This window comes from Rathayibacter sp. PhB127, assembly GCF_003751665.1.
Lineage (GTDB): Bacteria > Actinomycetota > Actinomycetes > Actinomycetales > Microbacteriaceae > Rathayibacter > Rathayibacter festucae.
Genome location: NZ_RKHW01000001.1, coordinates 1389312 through 1410218, shown reverse-complemented (window position 1 = coordinate 1410218; position 20907 = coordinate 1389312). Strand labels below are relative to the sequence as shown.

Sequence of the window (20907 nt, the reverse complement as noted above, 5' to 3'; positions counted from 1 at the left end):
CGGACGCCTGCACAACGGACGAGCGCCTGCACAACGGGTGGGCACCGCGCGGAGGCGGCGTCAGGCGGGGAGCACGGCGCGGCGGGACAGGCCGGCGCGGGCCGCCCGCGCGTACGCGCCCGGCAGCGCCGCGAGCAGCGCGTCGACGTCGGCGTCCGTCGTGGTCCAGCCCAGCGTCATCCGGAGCACGCCGCGCGCCTCGTCCTCGCTGCGGCCGAGCGCCAGCACCACGTGCGAGGGCTCGGGGATGCCCGCCGTGCAGGCCGAGCCGGTCGACACCGAGACGCCCGCCATGTCCAGGAGGAAGAGGAGCGAGTCGCCCTGCGCGCCGGGGAAGGCGACGTGCGCGTTGCTCGCGACCCGCCGGCCGGAGTCGACGGCGGGCCCGGTCAGCGTCGCGCCGGGGACGGCCGCGAGGATGCCCGCGACGAGCCGGTCGCGCAGGGCCGCCAGCCGGAGTGCCTCCCAGGGCAGCTCCGCGACCGCCTCCGTCACGGCCGCCGCGAACGCCGCCGCCCCGGGGACGTCCTGGGTGCCCGAGCGGACCCCGCGCTGCTGGCCACCGCCGTGCAGGACCGGCACGACCCGGGCGTCGCGCGCCAGGACGAGGGCGCCGGTCGCGATCGGCCCGCCGACCTTGTGCCCCGAGACGCTGACCGCGACGAGACCCGCGCCGTCGCGGGAGCCGGAGGCGCGCCGCACCGCCGCGATCTCGAGCGGCACGTGTCCGAGCGCCGCGACCGCGTCCAGGTGCAGCGGCACGCCGGCCCGCGCGCAGACCGCGGCCAGCCCGGCGACCGGCGCGATCGTGCCGATCTCGTTGTTCACCCAGAGCGCGGAGACCAGCGCGACGGAGCCGGGATCCGCGGCGAGCGCCGCCTCGAGCGTCTCGGGCCGCAGCGTCCCCTCCGCGTCGAGCTCGAGCCACTCGACGCGGGCGCCCTCGTGGGCCGCCAGCCACTCGACCGTGTCGATCGTGGCGTGGTGCTCGCCGCCGGGCACGAGGATGCGCGTGCGCGCCGGGGACTCCGCGACCCGCTGCCAGTGGAGGCCCTTGAGCGCCAGGTTGATCGCCTCGGTGCCGCCCGCGGTGAGGATCACCTCGATCGGCTCGCAGCCGAGCGCGACGGCGATCGCCGAGCGGGCGTCCTCGAGCCGGCGGCGCGCCTCCTGGCCCGAGCCGTGCACCGACGAGGGGTTGCCGGGCTGCGCGGACGCCTCGGCGAAGGCGGCGAGCGCCGAGGCCCGGAGCGGGGTGGTCGCCGCGTGGTCGAGATAGATCATGGCGCCCTCCGTCCCGCGTCCGGGGTGCGGAGCAGGTCTCCGGCCCCTCACTACTGTAGGTCGCATGCAGACACGCGACTCCCTGGCCCGCCTCGGAGTCGTCGTGGACGCGGAGGGCGGTGAGCTGCGGGTCTGGTCGGAGCACGCGACCGCCATCGATCTGCTGCTCTACGACGAGAAGGACCCGAGCTGGGTCACCCGCACCGTCCCGCTGGTGCGCGGGGAGGACGACGTCTGGTCGGCCCGGGCCGCGCAGCTGACCGTCGGCCGCCGCTACGCGATCAAGGTGGACGGGCCCTCGGGCGTCCCCGGCCGCTTCGACCCGCGGGTCCCCCTGCTCGAGCCCTACTCCCGCGGGCTGCACCGGGTCGCCGAGAACGAGTGGCGCTCCGTCGTCGTGGACGACTCCTTCGACTGGGGCTCCTCCGAGAAGCCGCGCACGCCGCTGGACCGCACCGTGCTCTACGAGGCGCACGTGAAGGGCCTGACCAAGCTCAACCCGGCGCTGCCCGTCGAGCTGCGCGGCAGCTACGCGGGCCTCGCGCACGAGTCCACCGTCTCGTCGCTCCTCGACCTCGGGGTCACCGCCGTCGAGCTCCTCCCCGTGCACGCGTTCGTCTCGGAGCAGCGGCTGCTGCGCCAGGGGCTCACCAACTACTGGGGATACAACACCCTCAACTTCTTCAGCCCGCACGCCGCCTACGCCTCCCCCGCCGCCCAGCGCGGCGGCCCGACCGCGGTGCTGCGCGAGTTCAAGGGCATGATCAAGCTGCTGCACGAGGCCGGGCTCGAGGTGATCCTCGACGTGGTCTACAACCACACCGCGGAGGAGGGGCCGCAGGGTCCGCGCTCGAGTCTGCGCGGGATCGACGACCAGGCGTACTACCGCCAGACCGACGAGGGCCACTACATCGACGTCACCGGCTGCGGCAACACGATCGACTTCGGCCGGCCCGTCGCCCAGCGCCTGGTGCTCGACTCGCTCCGCTACTGGTCCGACGAGGTCGGGGTCGACGGCTTCCGGCTCGATCTGGCCGCGACCCTCGGGCGGGACGAGATCGCGCACTTCCAGCGCGACCACCCGCTGCTGCGCGCGGCCGTCGAGGACCCGGCGCTCGCCGACGTGAAGATGATCGCCGAGCCGTGGGACGTCGGCATGGGCGGCTGGCAGACCGGCAACTTCCCGGACGGCTGGTCGGAGTGGAACGACCGCTACCGCGACCGCGCCCGCAACTTCTGGCTCTCGGACATCGACTACGCCCGGCGAGCGGGAACGGCGCCGGTCGGCATCGGCGGCTTCGCGACCCGGCTCTCCGGCTCGTCGAACACGTTCTCGCTCGAGCGCGGGCCGCTCGCCTCCGTCAACTTCGTCACGGCGCACGACGGCTTCACGCTCGCGGATCTCGTCTCCTACAACGTCAAGCACAACATCGGCAACGGCGAGTCGAACCGCGACGGCGCCGACACCAACCGCTCCTTCAACCACGGCTTCGAGGGCCCGACCGCCGACGACGGCGTTAACCAGGGCCGGCGGAAGGCGATGCGGAACCTGCTCGGGACGCTCCTGCTCTCGGCCGGCGTCCCGATGATCACGGCCGGCGACGAGTTCGGCCGCAGCCAGCGCGGCAACAACAACGCCTACTGCCAGGACTCGGACCTCACCTGGCTGCGCTGGGACGGACGCAGCGACTGGCAGCTCGAGCTGCGGGAGCACGCCCGGACGCTGATCCGCCTGCGCCGCGAGCACCCGGCGCTGCGGCCCTCGCGCTACGGGCGCGGCGGAGAGGTCACGCCGAGCGCCACGAGCATGCGCTGGTTCGACGCGCACGGGCGGACGATGTCCGAGCACGACTGGACCTCGGCGGAGAACCGCACGCTGCAGTACCTGGCCGCGTCCACTCCCGAGACGGAGGAGTTCGACCGCGTCCTGCTGATCGTGCACGGCGTCGAGTCGGACACCTCGGTCGTCCTGGCCGAGAGCGAGGGCGTCACCGGCTACACCCGGCTCTGGAGCAGCGAGGAGTCGGTGCCGCTCGAGCACGGCGAGTCGTTCGAGCCGGGGCAGGTCGTCCGTGTCGCCGGCACCTCGATGCAGCTCTTCGCCGCGCACGGCCCGCGTCCGGCCGCCGCGAGCTGATGAAGGGCGGACCGGGGACGCCGGCGACGCTCGCGCTCACCGCGGCGGGGATCGCCTTCGTCCCGCGGGAGTACCGGCACGATCCCGGGGCGGCGAGCTACGGCGGCGAGGCGGCCGAGGCGCTCGGGGTCGAGCCGGAGCGGGTGTTCAAGACGCTGCTGGTCGACGTCGACGGCGAGCTGGTCGTCGGCATCGTGCCGGTGACCGGGTCGCTGGGGCTCAAGGAGCTGGCGGCGGCGGTCGGGGGCAAGCGGGCGGCGATGGCCGACCCGGCGCTCGCGCAGCGGCGCACCGGCTACGTGCTCGGCGGCATCTCGCCGATCGGGCAGAAGACGCGGCACCGCACCGTGCTCGACGAGACGGCGGAGCTGTACGACACCGTGCTCGTCTCGGGCGGGCGCCGCGGCTTCGACATCGAGCTCGCGCCGGCGGACCTCGTCGCCGCGACGGGCGCGATCGTCGCGGACATCGCGCGCTGAGGGCGGGCGGGTCTCGATACGCCGCTGCGCGGCTACTCGACCAGCATGCATCTGAGAGGACGCTTCGCGGCAGCTCCACCAGCATGCACGGAGGCCGCCTCCATGCTGATCGCGCAGCCCTCGCAGAGGGCTTCCCTGTTGATCGTGCAGCGCCCGCAGAGGGCTCCCATGCTGATCGAGTAGCCCGCGGAGCGGGCGTATCGAGATCCTCCGTCATCCGGAGGCCGGGTCTCGATACGCCGCTGCGCGGCTACTCGACCAGCATGGATCTGACCGGCCGCTGCGCGGCTACTCGACCGGCATGGGGGCGCGTCAGCCGGCCGCCGCGACCAGGCCGAGCTCGGCCGAGCGGGCGAGCAGCGGGTGCCGCGGCACGACGCGGACGGTGTAGCCGAAAGAGCCGCTGCGGTCGAGGACGATCTCGCCGGCGTAGGGCACGCGGCCGACCGCGTCGGCGGGCACGACCGCGCCCGACTCCTCCGCCACCTCGAGCTCGTGCAGGCGCACGTCGACGAGCGAGCCGTCCGCCGCCGTGGTGCCGGAGACGACCTGCACCACGACGTCCTCAGGCGAGAGCTCGCCCAGGCGGACCCCCGCGCGCAGCGCGAGCCGGTCGCCGCGCTGGGGCACCGCGTCGATGCCGCCCGACTCGACCGACGCGACCGCCACGCCCGGCCAGCCCGCGCGGACCCGCTGCTTCCAGGCGGAGAGCTCCTTGGCCGGCTCGAAGTGGTCGGCCGCGATCTCGCGCCCGGCCCCGGCGGCGGGCTGGTAGAGCGCCTCGACGTACTGGCGCACCATCCGCTCGGCCGACAGCTCCGGCGAGAGCGTCGCCAGCGTGTGCCGGATCGAGCGCACCCAGCGGCGCGGCACTCCGTCGTGGTCGCGCTCGTAGTAGCGCGGCACGACCTCGCTCTCGAGCAGCTCGTAGAGCGCGTCGGCCTCGAGCGTGTCGCGCGACTCCGGGTCGAGGTCGCGGTCGGAGGACGGGATCGCCCAGCCGTTCTCGCCGTCGAAGTACTCGTTCCACCAGCCGTCGAGGATCGACAGGTTCAGCGAGCCGTTCAGCGCGGCCTTCATCCCGGAGGTGCCGCACGCCTCGAGCGGACGCAGCGGGTTGTTCAGCCAGACGTCGGTTCCCGGGTAGAGCAGCTGCGCCATCGCGATGTCGTAGTCGGGCAGGAAGACGATCCGCCGGCGCACGTCGGGCTCCTGAGCGAAGCGGACCAGCTTCTGGATCAGCCGCTTGCCCTCCTCGTCGGCGGGGTGCGACTTGCCGGCGATCACGATCTGGATCGGGTGCTCCGGGTGGGTCAGCAGCGCGCGCAGCCGCTCCGGGTCGTGCAGCATCAGCGTCAGCCGCTTGTACGTGGGCACGCGCCGGGCGAAGCCGATGGTGAGCACGTCCGGGTCGAGCAGCTCGTCCAGCCAGGCCGGAGTGAGGCCGCCGGGGTTCTGCTCGCGCCAGGAGCGGGCGGCGCGCGCTCGGGCGTCGCGCACCAGCTGCTCCCGCATCGAGCGCCGCGCCTGCCAGAGCTCGCCGTCGCTCAGCGCGCCGGACGCCCAGTCGGCGCGGGTGGTGTCGTCGGTGCCGAGCCGGTCGCGGGCGAGACCCCGGAGGATCGGATCGGTCCAGGTCGCCGCGTGCACGCCGTTGGTGACCGAGCCGATCGGCACCTCCGCCGTGTCGAACCCCGGCCAGAGACCGGAGAACATCGAGCGGCTCACCTCGCCGTGCAGCTGGGAGACGCCGTTGCTGCGCTGCGCCAGGCGGAGCCCCATGAACGCCATGTTGAAGACGTCGCTCGCACCGCCCGTGGGCGACTCGGAGCCCAGCGCCAGCACGTCCTCGATCTGCACGCCCGGCAGCAGCTCGGTGGTGAAGTACTGCTCGATCATCCCGCGGTCGAAGCGGTCGATGCCCGCCGGCACCGGCGTGTGCGTGGTGAAGACCGTGCTCGCGCGGACGACCTGCAGCGCCTGGTCGAAGTCGAGGCCCGAGCCGATCAGGCCGGAGATGCGCTCGAGACCCTGGAAGCCCGCGTGCCCCTCGTTGGTGTGGAACACCTCCGGCAGCGGCGTGCCCGAGACCTCGGCCCACAGCTCGAGGGCGCGCACGCCGCCGATGCCCAGCAGCAGCTCCTGCAGGAGGCGGTGCTCGCCGCCGCCGCCGTAGAGCCGGTCGGTGACCGTCCTCAGGGCGTCCTCGTTCTCGCGGACGTCGGTGTCGAGCAGCAGCAGCGTCACCCGGCCCACCTCGGCCCGCCAGACCCGGGCGTAGAGCGCGCGCCCGTCCGGCAGGGCCAGCACGATCCGCGCCGCCGAGCCGTCGGCCAGCCGCACGATCCGCAGCGGCAGGCCGTCGGGGTCGAGCGAGGGGTAGGACTCGAGCTGCCAGCCGTCGGCGGAGAGCCCCTGGGAGAAGTAGCCCGAGCGGTAGAAGAGGCCGACACCGGTCAGCGGGACGCCGAGGTCCGAGGAGGCCTTGAGGTGGTCGCCCGCGAGGATGCCCAGGCCGCCGGAGTACTGCGGGAGCGCGGCGGCGATGCCGAACTCGGGCGAGAAGTAGGCGATCGAGCGCGGCGCCGACTCCGGCAGCGACTGGTACCAGCGCGGCTCGGTGCGGTAGCGCTCGAGGTCGTCGCGGAGGCGCCAGGCGTCGTCGACGAAGCCCTGCTCGCGGGCCAGCTCGGCGAGGCGCTCGGGCGCGATCGCGCCGAGGAGCGCGGTCGGGTCGCCGGTGCCGCGCTGCCACAGCTCGGGATCCGCCCGCTCGAACAGGCGGCGGGTCGGCTCGTGCCAGGCCCAGCGCAGGTTGCCCGCCAGCTCGCCGAGCGCGGACAGCTCGGGCGGCAGGACCGATCGGACGGTGAAGCGGCGGATGGCCTTCACGGCACTCCTCGACTCTCTGCCGGTACGGCGACCGGCTGATCCCGGCGACTGCGGACCCCGGCGAGCACCCCCTGCGGACGGCCGGGGCGGTCGCGCTCGCACACTGTAGCGGAGTGCCCGCGGGCGCCGTCGGCCGTGGCGCCGGCCCTTTTGCACAGCGGCGCGCGCGTTCGCAACCGGCGTGCCAAAGGGATCGCCGGTCGCTACTGTCGTGACGTGGCTCAGACACCTTTCGGCAAGGCTTCGCACGGCAAGGACGCACGACGAGCGGCTCGGGGAGGTGCGGCCCGGGAGGAGACTCCCGCCGCGCAGACACCCCCGTCGCCCGAGGCGGCGGCACAGGATGCGCAGGATCGCACGGCACCGGCTCCGGCCGCGCAGGCGCCGGCTCCCGTGGCACCGGGGACGGCCGCCGCGGCGCCGGCTCCCGGGGCTGCGGCGGAGACCGCGGGGCAATCCGCTCCGACCGGCTCCGGCTACCGGGTCCGCGCCGAGCGCATCCCGATCATCGACCCGCAGCCGCGGCTCGAGGACGACCGCTGGCCGGCGAAGGCCTTCGTCGGCGAGGTCGTCCCGTTCGCGGCGACCGCGTTCCGCGAGGGGCACGACCTGATCGGCGTCGACCTGCTGCTCACCTCCCCCGCCGGCACCGAGTCGGAGCACCGGATGGCGCTGATCGCCACCGGCACCGACCGCTACGGCCGCCTCGTCCTCCTCGACGACGAGGGCGACTGGACGTACCGCATCCGCGCCTTCGCCGACGACTGGGCGACCTGGCTGCACACCGCCGAGGTCAAGATCCCGGCCGGCCTGGACATCGCCGTCACCTTCGCGATCGGCGAGGGCCTCCTCCGCACCGCGGCCGGCGACGACTCCCGCTCCGAGGCCGAGCGCTCCCTGCTCTCCGACGCCGCCGCCACCGTGGCGGACGAGTCGCTCTCCCCCGAGGCGCGCCTCGCCGCCGCCGAGGACCCCGCCGTGCACGGCGCCTTCACCGCGCGTCCCGTGATGAGCCTCGCGAGCGTCTCGGAGCCGCGCACCGTGCACGTCGAGCGCACCCGCGCGGGCGTCGGCGCCTGGTACGAGTTCTTCCCCCGCTCCGAGGGCGCCGTCCGGAACGAGGACGGCAGCGTCAGCTCCGGCTCCTTCCGCACCGCGATCGACCGCCTCCCCGCCGTCGTGGCGATGGGCTTCGACGTGCTCTACCTGCCGCCGATCCACCCGATCGGCCGCAACTTCCGCAAGGGCCCGAACAACACGCTGAACGCCGGCCCGAACGACCCCGGCTCGCCGTGGGCGATCGGCGCCCCCGAGGGCGGGCACGACGCGATCCACCCCGACCTCGGCACCGTGGAGGACTTCACCGCCTTCCACGACGCCGTCACCGCCGCCGGCCTCGAGCTCGCGCTCGACTTCGCGCTGCAGGCCTCGCCGGACCACCCCTGGGTGACCAGCCACCCCGAGTGGTTCACGACGCTGCCGGACGGCTCGATCGCCTACGCCGAGAACCCGCCGAAGAAGTACCAGGACATCTATCCGATCAACTTCGACAACGACCCCCAGGGCATCCGCCAGGAGGCGCTGCGCGTCCTGCGCTACTGGATCTCACTCGGCGTGAAGATCTTCCGCGTCGACAACCCGCACACCAAGCCGCTCGACTTCTGGGAGTGGATCATCCACGAGGTCAACGCCGAGAACCCCGAAGTCGTCTTCCTCGCGGAGGCGTTCACCCGGCCGGCGATCATGCGGGCGCTCGGCAAGGTGGGCTTCCAGCAGTCGTACTCGTACTTCACCTGGCGCAACACCAAGGAGGAGCTCGAGGAGTTCTTCACGAGCATCTCGCACGAGACGGCCGACTACATGCGGCCGAACCTCTTCGTGAACACGCCGGACATCCTCACCGAGTACCTCCAGTACGGCGGCCGCTCGGCCTACAAGGTCCGCGCCGCGCTCGCCGCGACGGCGTCGCCGCTCTGGGGCGTGTACGCAGGCTACGAGCTGATCGAGAACGTCGCACGCCCCGGCGCCGAGGAGAACATCGACAACGAGAAGTTCGAGTACAAGACGCGCGACTGGGCCGCGGCCGACGCCGCCGGCTCGACGATCGCCCCGTACATCACCCGGCTCAACGAGATCCGCCGGGCGCACCCCGCGCTCGCCCAGCGCCGCAACCTGCAGGTGCACGGCAGCGACGACGACGCGATCCTCGTCTACTCCAAGCACCTGGACCGCGCGTTCACCGGCACCGGCAGCGACGACACCCTCCTGGTCGTCGTCAACACCGACCCGCACTCGGCGCGTGAGACCACGGTGCACATCGACCTGCCGTCCCTCGGACTGGACTGGAGCTCGACCTACGAGGTCGAGGACCTGATCACCGGTGCCGTCTGGACCTGGGGCAGCGACAACTACGTGCGGCTCGACTCGTTCGTCGAGCCCGTGCACATCCTGAGCGTGAAGGTGGACGGACGATGACGGTTCCCGAGGACAAGGGCACGAGCCCGGCCGAGAGCACGGGCGAGAGCACGGACGAGATCGGGCGCGGGACGGAGCCGGCGCAGAACGCCGTCCCGGCCGAGGCCGGCAGCCCCGCCGACGCGGCGGGCGTCGAGCCGCGCACGGAGACGGTCGTCACGACCGGCACGAGCTCGGCGACGACCACGGGCGCGCACGTCGCGGAGCCCGCGGCCGAGGAGTCGGCCGCAGCGCCTGAGCGGCTCACGCCGCCCGAGCCCGTCGCGCCGCCCGAGCCGCTCCTGCCGCCCGAGCCGACCACGGCGTCCGCGACCCCCGAGCCGCTCACGCCGCCGGAGCCGACCGCACCGTCCGCGACCCTCCAGCCGCTGACGCCGCCCGAGCCGACCGCCGCGGCCGACGCACCGATCGCCGAGACGAGCGACTCCGACCCCGCCCCGGCGCCGGACTCCGACGTCGACGCCCTCCCCGAGTTCCCCGAGTGGGTCCTCCAGCAGCTGGCGACCGGCAGCAACGCGCTCCCCCACGACGTCCTCGGGCAGCACCCGCTCCCCGGCGGCGGCGCTGTCGTCCGCGTCCGCCGGCCGCTCGCCGACGCCGTGACGGCTGTCCTGGCCGGCGGCGCCCGCGTCGAGCTCGAGCACCTGCACGACGGCCTCTGGCAGGGCGTCCACGACGAGGACCTGCAGGCGTACACCGTCGAGGCGCACTACGGCGACGGCTCCTCCTGGACCGCCGAGGACCCCTACCGGTTCTCGAAGACCGTCGGCGACTTCGACCTCTACCTGATCGGCGAGGGCCGGCACGAGCGGCTCTGGGAGGCGCTCGGCGCGCGGCACCGCGAGCACGAGGGCGTCTGGGGCACCTCCTTCGCCGTCTGGGCGCCGCACGCCCAAGCCGTCCGCGTCGTCGGCGACTTCAACGACTGGAGCGGCGAGGGCCACGCGCTGCGGAACCTCGGCGTCAACGGCGTCTGGGAGATCTTCGTCCCCGGCATCGAGCCCGGCGCCTCGTACAAGTTCGACCTGCTCTCGCGCGACGGCCGCTGGGTCCGCAAGGCCGACCCGATGGCCCGCGCCACGGAGGTGCCGCCGGCGACCGCCTCGCGCGTCCCCGTCTCCCACCACCAGTGGAGCGACTCCGGCTGGATGGAGCAGCGCGCGAGCGTCGACCCGCACACCCAGCCGATCAGCGTCTACGAGATGCACCTCGGCTCCTGGAAGCCCGGTCTCGGCTACCGCGAGCTCGCCGATCCGCTGATCGAGTACGTCACCACGCTGGGCTTCACCCACGTCGAGTTCATGCCGCTCGCCGAGCACCCCTTCGGCGGCTCCTGGGGCTACCAGGTCACCGGCTACTACGCCGCGTCGAGCCGCTTCGGCACCGCCGACGACCTCAAGTACCTGATCGACCGGCTGCACCAGGCCGGCATCGGCGTGCTCGTCGACTGGGTGCCCGGGCACTTCCCGAAGGACGACTTCGCGCTCGCCCGCTTCGACGGCGAGCCCCTCTACGAGCACCCGGACTGGCGCCGCGGCGAGCAGATGGACTGGGGCACCTACGTCTTCGACTTCGGGCACACCCAGGTCCGCAACTTCCTCGTGGCCAACGCCCTGTTCTGGCTCGAGGAGTTCCACGTCGACGGCCTGCGGGTCGACGCCGTGGCGTCGATGCTCTACCTCGACTACTCCCGCAAGGAGGGCGAGTGGCTGCCCAACGAGCACGGCGGCCGCGAGAACCTCGAGGCGATCAGCTTCCTGCAGGAGGTGAACGCCACCGCGTACAAGCTCTACCCCGGCATCATGATGATCGCCGAGGAGTCCACCAGCTGGCCCGGCGTCACCCAGCCCACCGTCTCCGGCGGGCTCGGCTTCGGGCTCAAGTGGAACATGGGCTGGATGAACGACTCGCTGCGCTACATGGCGAACGACCCGCTGTGGCGCCAGTACCACCTGGGCGAGATCACCTTCTCCTTCGTCTACGCGTTCAGCGAGCAGTTCGTGCTGCCGATCAGCCACGACGAGGTCGTGCACGGCAAGGGCTCGCTGATCCAGAAGATGCCGGGCGACCACTGGCAGCAGCTGGCGAACGTGCGCGCCTACCTGGCGTTCATGTGGGCGCACCCGGGCAAGCAGCTGCTCTTCATGGGCCAGGAGTTCGGGCAGTACTCGGAGTGGTCCGAGGAGCGCGGGCTGGACTGGTGGATCCTCGACCAGCCCAGTCACCGCGGGCTGTGGAGCCTCGTCGGCGAGCTGAACCGCCTCTACCGCGAGGTCCCGTCGCTGAACGAGCTCGACAACGACCAGGCCGGCTTCGAGTGGATCGACGGCGGTGCCGCGGCCCCGAACGTGATCTCCTTCCTGCGCAAGGACAAGGCCGGCCGCGCGGTCGCGGTCATCGTGAACTTCTCCGGCTCGCCGGTGCACGGCTACCGCGTCGGCCTCCCCGAGGCCGGCCGCTGGGAGGAGCTGCTCAACACGGACGCCGAGATCTACGGCGGCTCCGGAGTCGGCAACTTCGGCGCGGTCGAGTCCCGCGACGAGCCCTGGGCGGGCCGCCCCGCCTCGGCCGAGCTGATCCTGCCCCCGCTCGGAGCGCTCTTCCTGCGCCACCTGGGCTGACCGGCACCACCCCACCCGGAGGCGGGCGGAGCGGACGCACACGCGTCCCTCCGCCCGCCTCCGTCGTGCGCCCGGCCCACTCAGCGGACCGAACCATGCTGATCGAGCAGCCCGCGGAGCGGGCCACCGCATGCTGATCGAGCAGCCCGCGGAGCGGGCGCATCGAGATCCACCGGCGTCAGAAGAGCAGTTCCCGTCCTTCGTCAACGGACCCGACACCGGCGTGATCGGCGCGGCGCTCTCCGGCGCCCTGGTGGAGCTGGAGTTCGGCAACGTCTCGTCGGCGGACGCCTTCTCCTCCGGACTCGACAGCGCACGCCAGGCCGTCGGCGGCTGACGCAGCCCCGCTGAACGACGACGCCCCCGAGCCCTCCGGCCCGGGGGCGTCGACGTTGAGCGGCGCGGTTCGGAGGCCTCCGATCAGACCTCGTCCCGGCGCACCACCGCGGTGCGCCAGGTGTCGATGAGCACGACCGACCCGAGCATCACCAGCGCGAGCGCCACCGAGGCGAGGGTGTCGGTGAGCCAGTGGTAGCCGAGGTACAGGCGGGCGACGACCTGGCCGGCGATCATCCCGAGCGAGAGCGCGAAGCCGCCGATCGCCCAGACCGGCGAGGAGCGGCGCGAGGCGAGCAGGAAGGTCGTGATCAGGAAGAAGTCGCAGACGCCGGTCACGTGGCCGGACGGGAAGGAGAACGTCCCGTCGGCCCCGAGCAGCATGTACTCCACGGGCGGCCGCATGCGCTGCACCAGGTGCGCGGCGAGCTGGACGCTGAGCATGCCGGTGACCATCCCGCCCGCGAGCAGGAGCGGCCGCCAGAGGTGCCGGGCGAGCGCGATCCACAGCACGAGCACGCCGAGGATGATGATCGGCAGGAAGACCGGGCCGAAGACCGTGGCCAGCGTGTCCATCACCACCGTCCCCTCCGCGAAGCGCTTCGCGCGGAACCACTCCGAGACCGCGGGATCGAGCGCCGCGAGGCCGGTGCCCGTCGCGACCTGCACGATCAGCGCGGCGAAGAGCACGAGCCCGACCGCCACCGAACCGCCTCCCGCGCGCATCAGGCGGCGGCGGGCGGGCGCCGACATCTCGCGCTGCTCCACGAGGAAGCGCTGGTGGAATCGGGCGCTCGGGGAGAGGGCGGCGGTGCTCATCCGCTCACCCTAGGGGTCGGCGGGCGCCGTGCCGCGCGCTCCCCGCCCAGCCGCCCGGTCGATCGACGGCGCGCACCGCAGCCGACGGGTCCGTGCCGTCGGCGGCCAGCCAGAGCACGCCGCGCGAGACGCCGACGCCGGGCGCCGGCTCGCCGATCCGGTAGCCGATCCGGAACGGGAAGTCCGGGCCGCGGTTCCACGCCGCCCCCGTCACCCTCGCCCTGCGGACGCTGAGCACGACCCCCGCCCGGCGCCTGTCCCGGGTGCTGCGCAGCGGGCCCGCGCGGCTCCTCTCCCATCCCGTCACGGCGACCGCGATCAGCGCGGGCGGACTGTGGCTGCTCTACCGCACCCCGCTCCTCGAGGCCATGCATGCGGCGCCGCTGCTGCACGTCCTCGTGCACGCCCACCTCCTCCTGGCCGGCTGCCTCTTCACCGCGGCGGTCATCGGCGTGGACCCCCGCCCCCATCCGCCGGCCCGGACGACGCAGGTGATCGCGCTGGTCGTCGCGATGTCCTCGCACGCGATCCTCGCCAAGCAGCTGTACGCGCGCCCGCCCGCGTTCCTCGACTCCGCCGACGTGCGCGCGGGAGCCGAGCTGATGTCCACGGCGGGCGGCTGGCTGGAGGCGGCGGTCCTCGTCGTCTTCTGCGCCCAGTGGTACCGCGCCACAGGGCGCCGCCTGAGGGTCGAGGGCGGCGCAGCACCCGCTCATCCCTCCGGCCGCCCCGCCTGATTGTCAAGAGCCGACACCGGCCGCCCCGATGGGCGACGATCGAGGGATGGCGACCAGCGGAGCACCCCTCGAGGGCCGGCACGTCCGATTCATCCGCTACACCCGCACCCGCGACGGCTGGACCAGCGAGACGGTCCACGGGCGCCTCGAGGGGCACACTCCGGCGATGTGGCAGCTGCGCGTCGTCGACGAGCTGCGCGAGCTGCCCCGGGAGGAGTGGGCGCTCTACCGCCCCTGAGGGCGGGTGCGGCGCCGCTGTCAAGATCCTCGATCGCGGCGGCGCCCTCGGACTAGCGTCGGCGACGCCGGACTCGTGCCAGTCGAGGAGGTCGTCCGATGTCCCGCTCCCCCGCCGCGTCGAGTAGACGCACCCGCGCACTCGCCCGCGCACTCGGCGGTGCGCCCGCCGGAGCGCTCGCGGTCGGCCTCGTCCTCTCCCTCGCCGGGTGCGCCGGCCTCGCGCCGGACGCCACGGCGGCCGGTGCCACCGCCGCGGCGTTCGAGGAGGCGCTGGCCGCCGGCGACGGCGCCGCCGCGTGCGCGGTGCTGACCCCCCGGGCGGCCGAGGCGGTCGTCGAGACCGGGGCGGGATCCGCGACGTGCCCCGACGCGATCCTCGCGCTCGGCCTCGACCCCGCCGCTGCCGGCTCCCCGCGCGCCGAGGCCTTCGGCCAGGCCGCCGTGGTCGAGCTGCGCGGAGACACCGTCTTCCTCGCGGCGAGCGGCGACGGCTGGCGCGTGCGCGCCGCGGGGTGCACGGCGACCACCGAGGACCTCCCCTTCGACTGCGCGATCGACGGCTCGTGATGCGCGGGGTCTTCACCGGCTGCCTGACCGTGATCGGAGCCGGGCTCGTCTTCTTTCTCGCGACGGGGCTGCTGCACCGATGAGCGCCGTGACCCGGGCACTCGGTTCCGAGCGGCGCACCGGCGCCGACCGCGGCTTCCTGCGCGAGAACTCGCTGACCCTCGTCTTCGGCGCACTCTTCGTGCTGTCGCTGGCCGGTCAGTCGATCGCCGGCTTCCTCGTCTACCTCGACGACCTGCGGATCGCCGGTCTCGAGCCGGTGACCTACGCGCGCTACCTGACCTCGTCGACCTTCTCCGCCGACGTCGCCGAGAACTGGCAGTCGGAGTACCTGCAGTTCTTCCTCTACATCGCCGCGACGGTCTGGTTCGTGCAGCGCGGCTCCTCGGAGTCGAAGGACCCCGGCGAGGCCGGCCGCGCCACCGAGCGGGAGCAGCGGATGGGGCGGTGGGCCGAGGAGTCCTCCCCCGGTCTCGCGAAGCTCCCGGGCGGCCTCCGGCGCCGGCTCTACGCGCACTCCCTGCTGATCGTGATGGGGGCGGTCTTCGCCGGCTCCTGGCTCGCGCAGTCCGTCGCCGGGCACGTCGCCTACGACGAGCAGCAGCTGCTGGACCTGTCGGCACCGGTCTCCTGGGGCGAGTACCTCGCCTCCGCCGACTTCTGGAGCCGCACGCTGCAGAACTGGCAGTCCGAGTTCCTCGCCGTGGGCAGCATGGCGGTGCTCTCGGTCTACCTGCGCGAGCGCGGCTCGCCGGAGTCGAAGGCGGTGGGCGCTCCGCACGCGGAGACCGGCGGCGACGAGTGACGCGGCGGTCGACGCCGTCGCCGCCCCGAGCCCCGCGTCAGCGGCCGAGGGTGCGGCTCGGATACTCGCCGAAGCGGGAGGCGTAGGCGGCGGAGAACCGGCCGAGGTGTCCGAAGCCCCAGCTGCGCGCCGTGCCGGCCACGCTCGCGCGCGCCGGGTCGCCCAGCCGCAGATCCGTGTGCACCCGGTCGAGGCGCACGTCGCGGACGTACTGCAGCGGTGTCGTGCCGAGCAGGCGCTGGAACGCGACCTGCAGCCCGCGGACGCTGAGGTGCGCGGCGGCGGCGATCTCGATCGGCCCGATCGGCAGATGAGCGTTCTCGTGCACGAACTCGACGGCGGAGCGCATCCCGGCGTTGCTCGGGGCGAGCAGGACCTCCGGGAGCGCCGCGCCCTCGGGCGGGTACAGCTCCAGGAACGCAGCCGCCGCCCGGCGGGTCAGCCGGTCCCAGAGCAGCGGCGTCACCCGGCCGGTGCGGACGGCCGTGGAGATCTCGCCGATCACCGCGTGCCACTGCGCCACGGCCTCCACGCCGTGGCGGTGCAGGTGGTCGAAGCGGAGCGCGCCCGTGCGGCGGTAGCCGTGCTCGCGAGCGCTGCGGTCGACGTGCTCACGGCTCAGGTGCACGAGCTTCTGGTCGTAGTCGGCGTAGGAGAAGACGAACGGCCGGTGGGCCGGATTCAGGAGCGGCACGCCGCGCGTCACCGGCATCGCGTCGCGGTGGACGTCGACCGTCGCCGTCCCCTCGACCAGCCACTGCACGACGTAGTCGCCGCCGGCCGGGTCCTCACCGCTGGTCGCGCCGCGCATCTGCGAGGTCCGCAGGGTCATCACCGGATCGCCGAGCGCCGCGTAGCGGAACGAGAACGGCTGCTCGGTGGCCTCCACCGACCACCCCGTCCCCGAGTAGAAGCCGCCGAGGACCTCGGAGGCGCGCTCCAGATCGGTGCCGACCGCCTCGATGCGGATGCTCCCGCGATCCTCGAGGGCGGATCCGGGCCCGCGGTCAGGCACCGCGCCGTGCTCTCGGGGACTCCGGAGAGCCGTGGCCGTCGAACACGGTCGTGAGCTGCTCCAGAGTGGAGAGGACGGACGCGACGACGGCGTCGTCGAGCGTCGCGACGAGGGCCGACGCCTCCCGGTCGGCAGCGCCGAACGCCTCGTCGACGGCCTCGCGCCCGCGGGGAGTGAGTGCGAGCCGGCGTCGACGGCCGTCCGACTCGTCGTCGACGCGGTGGAGGTGGCCGGTCGCGGCCAGCCGCTTGGCGACCATCGAGGCCGCGGCGCGCGTGACGTCCAGCCAGTCGGCCAGCTCTCCGAGGGTCGCCGAGGAGCGGCCCGCCCGAGCCACGTACAGCAGTGCCGCGACGTCGGTGGCGCCGAGGCCCAGCTGCACCCGTCCCCGGGCGGTCAGGCGGCGCTGGGCGTCCTGCGCCCGCACGACCGCGTCCACGAGGCGTGCCGCACGGTCTCCGCTCGGCTCGAACTCCAGATGCTCCACCACCGCGGCCCCTTCCGCTCGTCCTGGTCCGGGCGTCCGCGCCCGTGGCGGTCTCCGCCTGCCGCCACCCCGCCGGCGCGAGGAGTGCGCTGAGCGGACACTCTGTCCCGAAGGGGACACCGTCAAAAAAGTTACCGTGTCTGCGACGACCCCGCACTCCTCCCCGCCCCGGACCCCGGCAGACAGGACGACCACCATGGGCCTCCTTCTCGACCGACGCTCAGCGGAGCACCCCGACCCACCGTATTGCGCGCTCGCGGACCCGCGGTTCGTCCCTCAGAGGCACGCCTCCTCCGGTTCTGTCACTGTTCCGGTGACACTGGAGAGGATGCCACCGCCGACCCGCACCCCCCTGAGCCGCCCTCGTGCGCCCGACGCCGACTCCCGCTCGGGAGGTGCGTCCGATGCCTGAGGACCCGGAGGAGGGAGTGTTCGTCGCCTGGGTGGCGTCGCTGCCCGATGTCACGGACGAGGAGGCGAGCGTCCTCCAGGCCGTCGGCTTCCTGAGCGCGAGCCTGCGCATCTCCGCCGACCTCGCCTTCGTCGCTCTGCGCAACGAGGCGGCGTCGAGCGGTCTCGACCTGCCGCTCGTGGCCCGCGAGGTGCTCGGCCACCAGCGCAGCATCACCGCCCCCCGCTCCGAGAACTGCCCCTGCGGCTGAGCGCGACGCCCCCGCCCGACCGCTGCCGACGCCGCCCAGAGCGCGGCCCCCCGCATGCTGATCGAGTAGCCCGCGAAGCGGGCGTATCGAGATCCACCAGCGTCAGCTTTTGAGTCTGCTGACCCGCCCTGCTCGTGACGGCGGGTCTCGATACGCCCCTGGTGGGGCTACTCGACCAGCATGACGCGGCGCAGCCGCGTCCCTTTCCCTCAACACTGAGACGCGAAGCGGCTTCGCCGCTCGAGACGCCCCTGCGGGACTGCTCGACCAGCACGGTCGGATGCGGATGCAGCGGCCCGAGATCGGCGTCTGCGGAGCACGAGCGCCGAAGGCACCGACTACCGAGCCGACCGCCCCCCGAACCAGCCGACCGCCCTCGAGGCGATGAGCGAGAAACGCGTGCCAGCGTTTCTCGCGAGCCGTGGGCGACCCGCTCTGCGAATCGCAACCACAGACCCAGCCGACCGCGGCGGGAGGAGCGCTCGCGCTCCTCCCGCAATTCAATACAGCAGCCCCGTGAGCCGCGCTCGCGCCTTGTTCACGCGCGGGTCGGTCGTGCCGACGATCTCGAACAGCTCGAGCAGGCGCGCGCGGACGCTCGCCTTGCCGTCGGCGTCGAGGCGCGGGTACACCGAGAGGAGACGGTCGAACGCGTCCTCCACGTGGCCGCCGGAGACGTCGAGGTCGGCGACGGCGAGCTGCGCGTCGAGGTTCGCGGGCTCGGCGGCCGCGGTGGAGCGGATGTCGTCGAGGGTGCGTCCCTGCAGGCGCTGGAGCAGCCTGACCTGGGCGAGGCCGGCGACGGCGAGGTCGTCGCGGGGGTTCTGCGCGATGGCGGTCTCGTACTCGGTGATCGCGGCGGAGTAGTCGCCGCGGTCGATCGCGTCGTACGCCTCCTGGTGGTGCGGGGGCAGCGGCGCGGCCTCGGGCTCGGCGCCCGGCTCGGCACCGGCGGCGGCCGGGTCGACGGGAACGGTGCCCGTGACGCCCTGCTGCGCGGCGAGCTGGAGGACCTGCTCGAGCAGGTCGCGGAGCTGCTCCTCGGTGATGAGGCCGTTGAACATCGGCACCGGGCGGCCGGCGATCACCGCGGCGATCGTCGGGACCGACTGCACCTGGAACGCCTGCGCGAGCTGGGGGCTCGACTCGACGTCGACGCCGACCAGCACGAGGGCACCGGCGTAGGAGATCACGACCTTCTCGAGCAGTGCAGTCATGCTCAGGCTCTGGTCGGACCACGAGCCGCGCAGGTCGATGATGACGGGGACCCGCGAGGACAGCTGGACGACCTGGTCGAACTCGGCGTCACCGGCCGAGAGCAGCAGCGGGTTCGCGACGGGGGCGCCCTGGGGCGCCTCACCGCCGCCCGCGGGTGCGGAGGGCGCGGCCGGCGGGGTGCGCCGGTTCACGAGGGTGGACAGGTCGACGGCACCGCGCAGGTTGCCGGGCAGCGGGGGCAGGGGGGTGCTCACGGCAGCTGCACCACCGAGACGAGTCCTTGGCTCCATCCGAGCATGACGATCTTCTCCTCCGATCCGACGGGCGGTACGTAGAACAGCAACTGATAACCGTAGGTGGTCGCGATGCCCGTGGTCGACTTGTCGATGCCGAGCAGGGTCTGCGAGGCGCCGGACGTCGACACGGTCGAGCCCTCGGCGGTCGGGCGGACCGTCGCGGTCTCGGCGATGCTCGCAGCGACGAGCGCGCCGGAGTCGTTGGTGGCGAGGGCGATGGTGTCCGAGGTCCCCGCCGCGTTGGTGAACTCGATCGAGGCGGTGTCCGGCAGTGCCGCCCGATCGGCGTTCTTCTTGTCGACGCCGACCTGACCGCGGAGGGTGTCGCCGTCGCTCGAGAAGGTCTCGGCGTACTGGCTGGAGTCGCCGTTCGCGAGGATGTCCGCGTAGGCCGCTCCGACGTTCTCCGGAGCGAGCTTCATCAGCTTCGAGTCGGGGGCGACGATCGAGGTGCCGACCGTGACCGGTGCGACGTCGGGGATCCGCGCGTTGGCCTCGAGCGAGATCGCGTAGTCCACCTTGTAGTCGACGCGGGGGCTCGCCTGGCTCATCATCAGGGCGATCGGCGCCTGCGTGGCGTCGGCGGTATTCTGCACGACCGCTGTGACCAGCCGCGGCCAGCTGTCGGTGTCCTGCGGGAGGACGAGGCTCACCGGCGACGCCGGGATCGCCTGCGGCGCGTCGATCGTGCCGCCCTTCGTCAGGACCTCGTAGTTCGTGGTGCGCTCGGTGAGTGCCTCGCCCTGGAAGCGCTCCGCGAGGATGCTCGCGTCGCGAGCGGCGTCGGCGGCGGCCGCGACCTCGGAGACCGAGGCGACGATCGCCTCCGCCTGCTGGGTGGTGACGACCGGGGTCGGCTCCTCCGCGACGGGCTCCGCGCCCGGGGTCGCGGTGGCGGACGCCGTCGGCGTCCCGGAGGCGCTCGCGGCGAGGTCGGGCCAGTAGTCGGAGCTGCAGCCGGCGAGCAGCACGGTCGCGCCGAGCGCGATCGGGAGCACCAGCAGCCGGCGGCGCCGCGAGGGCTGAGCCGCCGCGATGGAGGACTGGATGCCGGCGCGGGCGCGCGGCAGCCGGACGCCGCGCGGCACCTTGCCCTGCGGGCCCTTGCGGCGCGGTCCGTGCTGGCGGCGCAGGTGCAGGAACGCCCAGATGTAGAGGACGAGGCCGATCAGCAGGAACACGGCTCCCCCCAGCAGCAGCGGACCGGCCAGCGGCGTCGCGGTGTCGACCGGCCAGCTCACCCGGATGTCGCTCGCGGCCGGGGCGGTGCCGTCGGTGGCGACGATCAGCGAGACGTCCTCCGGCAGGTCGAGCGCGACGGTGATGCTGCCGGTGCCCTCGAACTGCTCGAGCCAGAGGTCGGAGTCACGGGGATCGACGACGGCGGCGTTCGCGTCCGCCACGTCGGAGGCCAGCGTCAGCGCCGTCCCGGTCTCCTGCTCGGCGGACAGGCTGTCCGCGCCGTCCTCGCTGCTCGCGTAGTCGATGCGGTCGTAGTCGGAGCCGCCGACCCAGCCCAGCACGTCGGTCGTCGGCGCGTACGCCATCACGAGGTCGCCCTCGCCCTCGACCGTGATCGTCTGCCGGCCGGGATTGGCGCCGAGCGTGCTGCCGTCGATGACGGCGTAGGGGGCGCCGGACTCGAGCGCGGTCTGCGCGGTGAGCGACTCCGGTGGAGCCCACACCGTCCGCTGGCCGATGCCGAGCGCGATGAGCGCCGCGGCGATGACGGTGGCGATGATGGCGAAGACGAACCGCACGAAAGAACTCCTCCTGCGTTGCCGGATCGGGGGGTGGCGGCCCGGGACGGCTCCGGTGACGGCCGGACCGGGGCGCG

Annotated in this window: 18 protein-coding genes; 10 read left to right on the top strand and 8 right to left on the bottom strand. The window is 73.4% G+C overall.

What is annotated here, in order from left to right:
* Positions 1-60 precede the first annotated feature (60 nt).
* The gene (locus EDF22_RS06780; RefSeq protein WP_123703410.1) at positions 61-1284 is read right to left on the bottom strand and encodes a cysteine desulfurase family protein; all 1224 of its coding nucleotides are present in this window, start codon (positions 1282-1284) and stop codon (positions 61-63) included.
* 64 nt (positions 1285-1348) lie between these two features.
* Between EDF22_RS06780 and glgX the strand changes: the two genes are divergently transcribed.
* Together glgX and ybaK are read left to right on the top strand one after the other, a co-directional pair.
* Entirely contained in the window at positions 1349-3421 is a 2073-nt protein-coding gene (gene glgX / locus EDF22_RS06775) for a glycogen debranching protein GlgX (protein WP_123703408.1), read from the top strand.
* Positions 3421-3900 (top strand): Cys-tRNA(Pro) deacylase, encoded by a 480-nt coding sequence (ybaK, locus tag EDF22_RS06770; protein WP_123703406.1) that lies wholly within the window; start codon positions 3421-3423, stop codon positions 3898-3900. The genes glgX and ybaK overlap by 1 nt, the downstream gene beginning before the upstream one ends.
* Positions 3901-4212: 312 nt before the next feature.
* On the opposite strand, the gene glgP is transcribed toward ybaK, so the two are convergent.
* Positions 4213-6792: an alpha-glucan family phosphorylase gene (gene glgP / locus EDF22_RS06765; RefSeq protein WP_123703404.1), complete on the bottom strand. Its 2580-nt coding sequence runs from the start codon at positions 6790-6792 to the stop codon at positions 4213-4215.
* 393 nt (positions 6793-7185) lie between these two features.
* Here glgP and EDF22_RS06760 point away from each other — a divergent pair, with 393 nt between their 5' ends.
* The 3 genes from EDF22_RS06760 to EDF22_RS06750 all read left to right on the top strand — a co-directional run bounded on the left by EDF22_RS06760 (position 7186) and on the right by EDF22_RS06750 (position 12225).
* Entirely contained in the window at positions 7186-9267 is a 2082-nt protein-coding gene (locus EDF22_RS06760; RefSeq protein WP_123703402.1) for an alpha-1,4-glucan--maltose-1-phosphate maltosyltransferase, read from the top strand.
* Positions 9264-11888 (top strand): 1,4-alpha-glucan branching protein GlgB, encoded by a 2625-nt coding sequence (gene glgB / locus EDF22_RS06755; protein WP_260303328.1) that lies wholly within the window; start codon positions 9264-9266, stop codon positions 11886-11888. Before EDF22_RS06760 ends, glgB begins: the two co-directional genes overlap by 4 nt.
* Before the next feature lie 130 nt (positions 11889-12018).
* Positions 12019-12225 (top strand): hypothetical protein, encoded by a 207-nt coding sequence (locus EDF22_RS06750; RefSeq protein ID WP_123703400.1) that lies wholly within the window; start codon positions 12019-12021, stop codon positions 12223-12225.
* Positions 12226-12308: 83 nt separating this feature from the next.
* Here EDF22_RS06750 and EDF22_RS06745 read toward each other — a convergent pair whose 3' ends face one another.
* A complete protein-coding gene (locus EDF22_RS06745) occupies positions 12309-13043 on the bottom strand; it encodes a phosphatase PAP2 family protein (protein ID WP_123703398.1) in 735 nt (244 codons plus the stop codon).
* Positions 13044-13047: 4 nt separating this feature from the next.
* Positions 13048-13257, bottom strand: a complete 210-nt coding sequence (locus tag EDF22_RS06740) for a hypothetical protein (protein WP_123703396.1) — start codon at positions 13255-13257, stop codon at positions 13048-13050.
* Here EDF22_RS06740 and EDF22_RS06735 point away from each other — a divergent pair.
* The 4 genes from EDF22_RS06735 to EDF22_RS06720 all read left to right on the top strand — a co-directional run bounded on the left by EDF22_RS06735 (position 13211) and on the right by EDF22_RS06720 (position 15392).
* A complete protein-coding gene (locus EDF22_RS06735; RefSeq protein ID WP_123703394.1) occupies positions 13211-13780 on the top strand; it encodes a cytochrome c oxidase assembly protein in 570 nt (189 codons plus the stop codon). The two genes, EDF22_RS06740 and EDF22_RS06735, sit on opposite strands and share 47 nt — an antisense overlap.
* Positions 13781-13826: 46 nt before the next feature.
* Positions 13827-14018: a hypothetical protein gene (locus EDF22_RS06730; RefSeq protein WP_123703392.1), complete on the top strand. Its 192-nt coding sequence runs from the start codon at positions 13827-13829 to the stop codon at positions 14016-14018.
* A gap of 98 nt (positions 14019-14116) precedes the next feature.
* On the top strand, positions 14117-14587 hold the full coding sequence (locus EDF22_RS06725) for a hypothetical protein (RefSeq protein WP_123703390.1): 471 nt from the start codon (positions 14117-14119) through the stop codon (positions 14585-14587).
* A 79-nt stretch (positions 14588-14666) separates the two neighbouring features.
* Positions 14667-15392: a DUF6766 family protein gene (locus EDF22_RS06720; protein WP_123703388.1), complete on the top strand. Its 726-nt coding sequence runs from the start codon at positions 14667-14669 to the stop codon at positions 15390-15392.
* 37 nt (positions 15393-15429) lie between these two features.
* On the opposite strand, the gene EDF22_RS21075 is transcribed toward EDF22_RS06720, so the two are convergent.
* Together EDF22_RS21075 and EDF22_RS06710 are read right to left on the bottom strand one after the other, a co-directional pair.
* Positions 15430-16407, bottom strand: a complete 978-nt coding sequence (locus EDF22_RS21075; RefSeq protein ID WP_221180890.1) for an AraC family transcriptional regulator — start codon at positions 16405-16407, stop codon at positions 15430-15432.
* Positions 16400-16897 carry a MarR family winged helix-turn-helix transcriptional regulator gene (locus EDF22_RS06710; RefSeq protein WP_159423004.1) on the bottom strand — a complete coding sequence of 166 codons (498 nt, stop codon included), beginning with the start codon at positions 16895-16897 and terminating at the stop codon, positions 16400-16402. Before EDF22_RS06710 ends, EDF22_RS21075 begins: the two co-directional genes overlap by 8 nt.
* A 401-nt stretch (positions 16898-17298) precedes the next feature.
* Between EDF22_RS06710 and EDF22_RS06705 the strand changes: the two genes are divergently transcribed.
* Positions 17299-17556 (top strand): ANTAR domain-containing protein, encoded by a 258-nt coding sequence (locus EDF22_RS06705; RefSeq protein ID WP_148059137.1) that lies wholly within the window; start codon positions 17299-17301, stop codon positions 17554-17556.
* Positions 17557-18056: 500 nt separating this feature from the next.
* On the opposite strand, the gene EDF22_RS06700 is transcribed toward EDF22_RS06705, so the two are convergent.
* On the bottom strand, positions 18057-19064 hold the full coding sequence (locus EDF22_RS06700) for a tetratricopeptide repeat protein (protein ID WP_123703382.1): 1008 nt from the start codon (positions 19062-19064) through the stop codon (positions 18057-18059).
* Complete coding sequence (locus EDF22_RS06695) at positions 19025-20830, bottom strand: hypothetical protein (RefSeq protein WP_123703380.1); 1806 nt, start codon at positions 20828-20830, stop codon at positions 19025-19027. Before EDF22_RS06695 ends, EDF22_RS06700 begins: the two co-directional genes overlap by 40 nt.
* Positions 20831-20907: the final 77 nt, after the last annotated feature.

Excerpts from the sequence above, each read along its gene's own strand:
- glgB (WP_260303328.1), top strand. The coding sequence starts at position 9,264 with ATGACGGTTCCCGAGGACAAGGGCACGAGCCCGGCCGAGAGCACGGGC.
- ybaK (WP_123703406.1), top strand. The coding sequence starts at position 3,421 with ATGAAGGGCGGACCGGGGACGCCGGCGACGCTCGCGCTCACCGCGGCG.
- EDF22_RS06725 (WP_123703390.1), top strand. The coding sequence starts at position 14,117 with ATGTCCCGCTCCCCCGCCGCGTCGAGTAGACGCACCCGCGCACTCGCC.
- glgX (WP_123703408.1), top strand. The coding sequence starts at position 1,349 with ATGCAGACACGCGACTCCCTGGCCCGCCTCGGAGTCGTCGTGGACGCG.
- EDF22_RS06700 (WP_123703382.1), bottom strand. The coding sequence starts at position 19,064 with ATGGAGCCAAGGACTCGTCTCGGTGGTGCAGCTGCCGTGAGCACCCCC.
- EDF22_RS06720 (WP_123703388.1), top strand. The coding sequence starts at position 14,667 with ATGAGCGCCGTGACCCGGGCACTCGGTTCCGAGCGGCGCACCGGCGCC.
- EDF22_RS06750 (WP_123703400.1), top strand. The coding sequence starts at position 12,019 with ATGCTGATCGAGCAGCCCGCGGAGCGGGCGCATCGAGATCCACCGGCG.
- EDF22_RS06780 (WP_123703410.1), bottom strand. The coding sequence starts at position 1,284 with ATGATCTATCTCGACCACGCGGCGACCACCCCGCTCCGGGCCTCGGCG.
- EDF22_RS06705 (WP_148059137.1), top strand. The coding sequence starts at position 17,299 with ATGCCTGAGGACCCGGAGGAGGGAGTGTTCGTCGCCTGGGTGGCGTCG.
- EDF22_RS06730 (WP_123703392.1), top strand. The coding sequence starts at position 13,827 with ATGGCGACCAGCGGAGCACCCCTCGAGGGCCGGCACGTCCGATTCATC.
- EDF22_RS06745 (WP_123703398.1), bottom strand. The coding sequence starts at position 13,043 with ATGAGCACCGCCGCCCTCTCCCCGAGCGCCCGATTCCACCAGCGCTTC.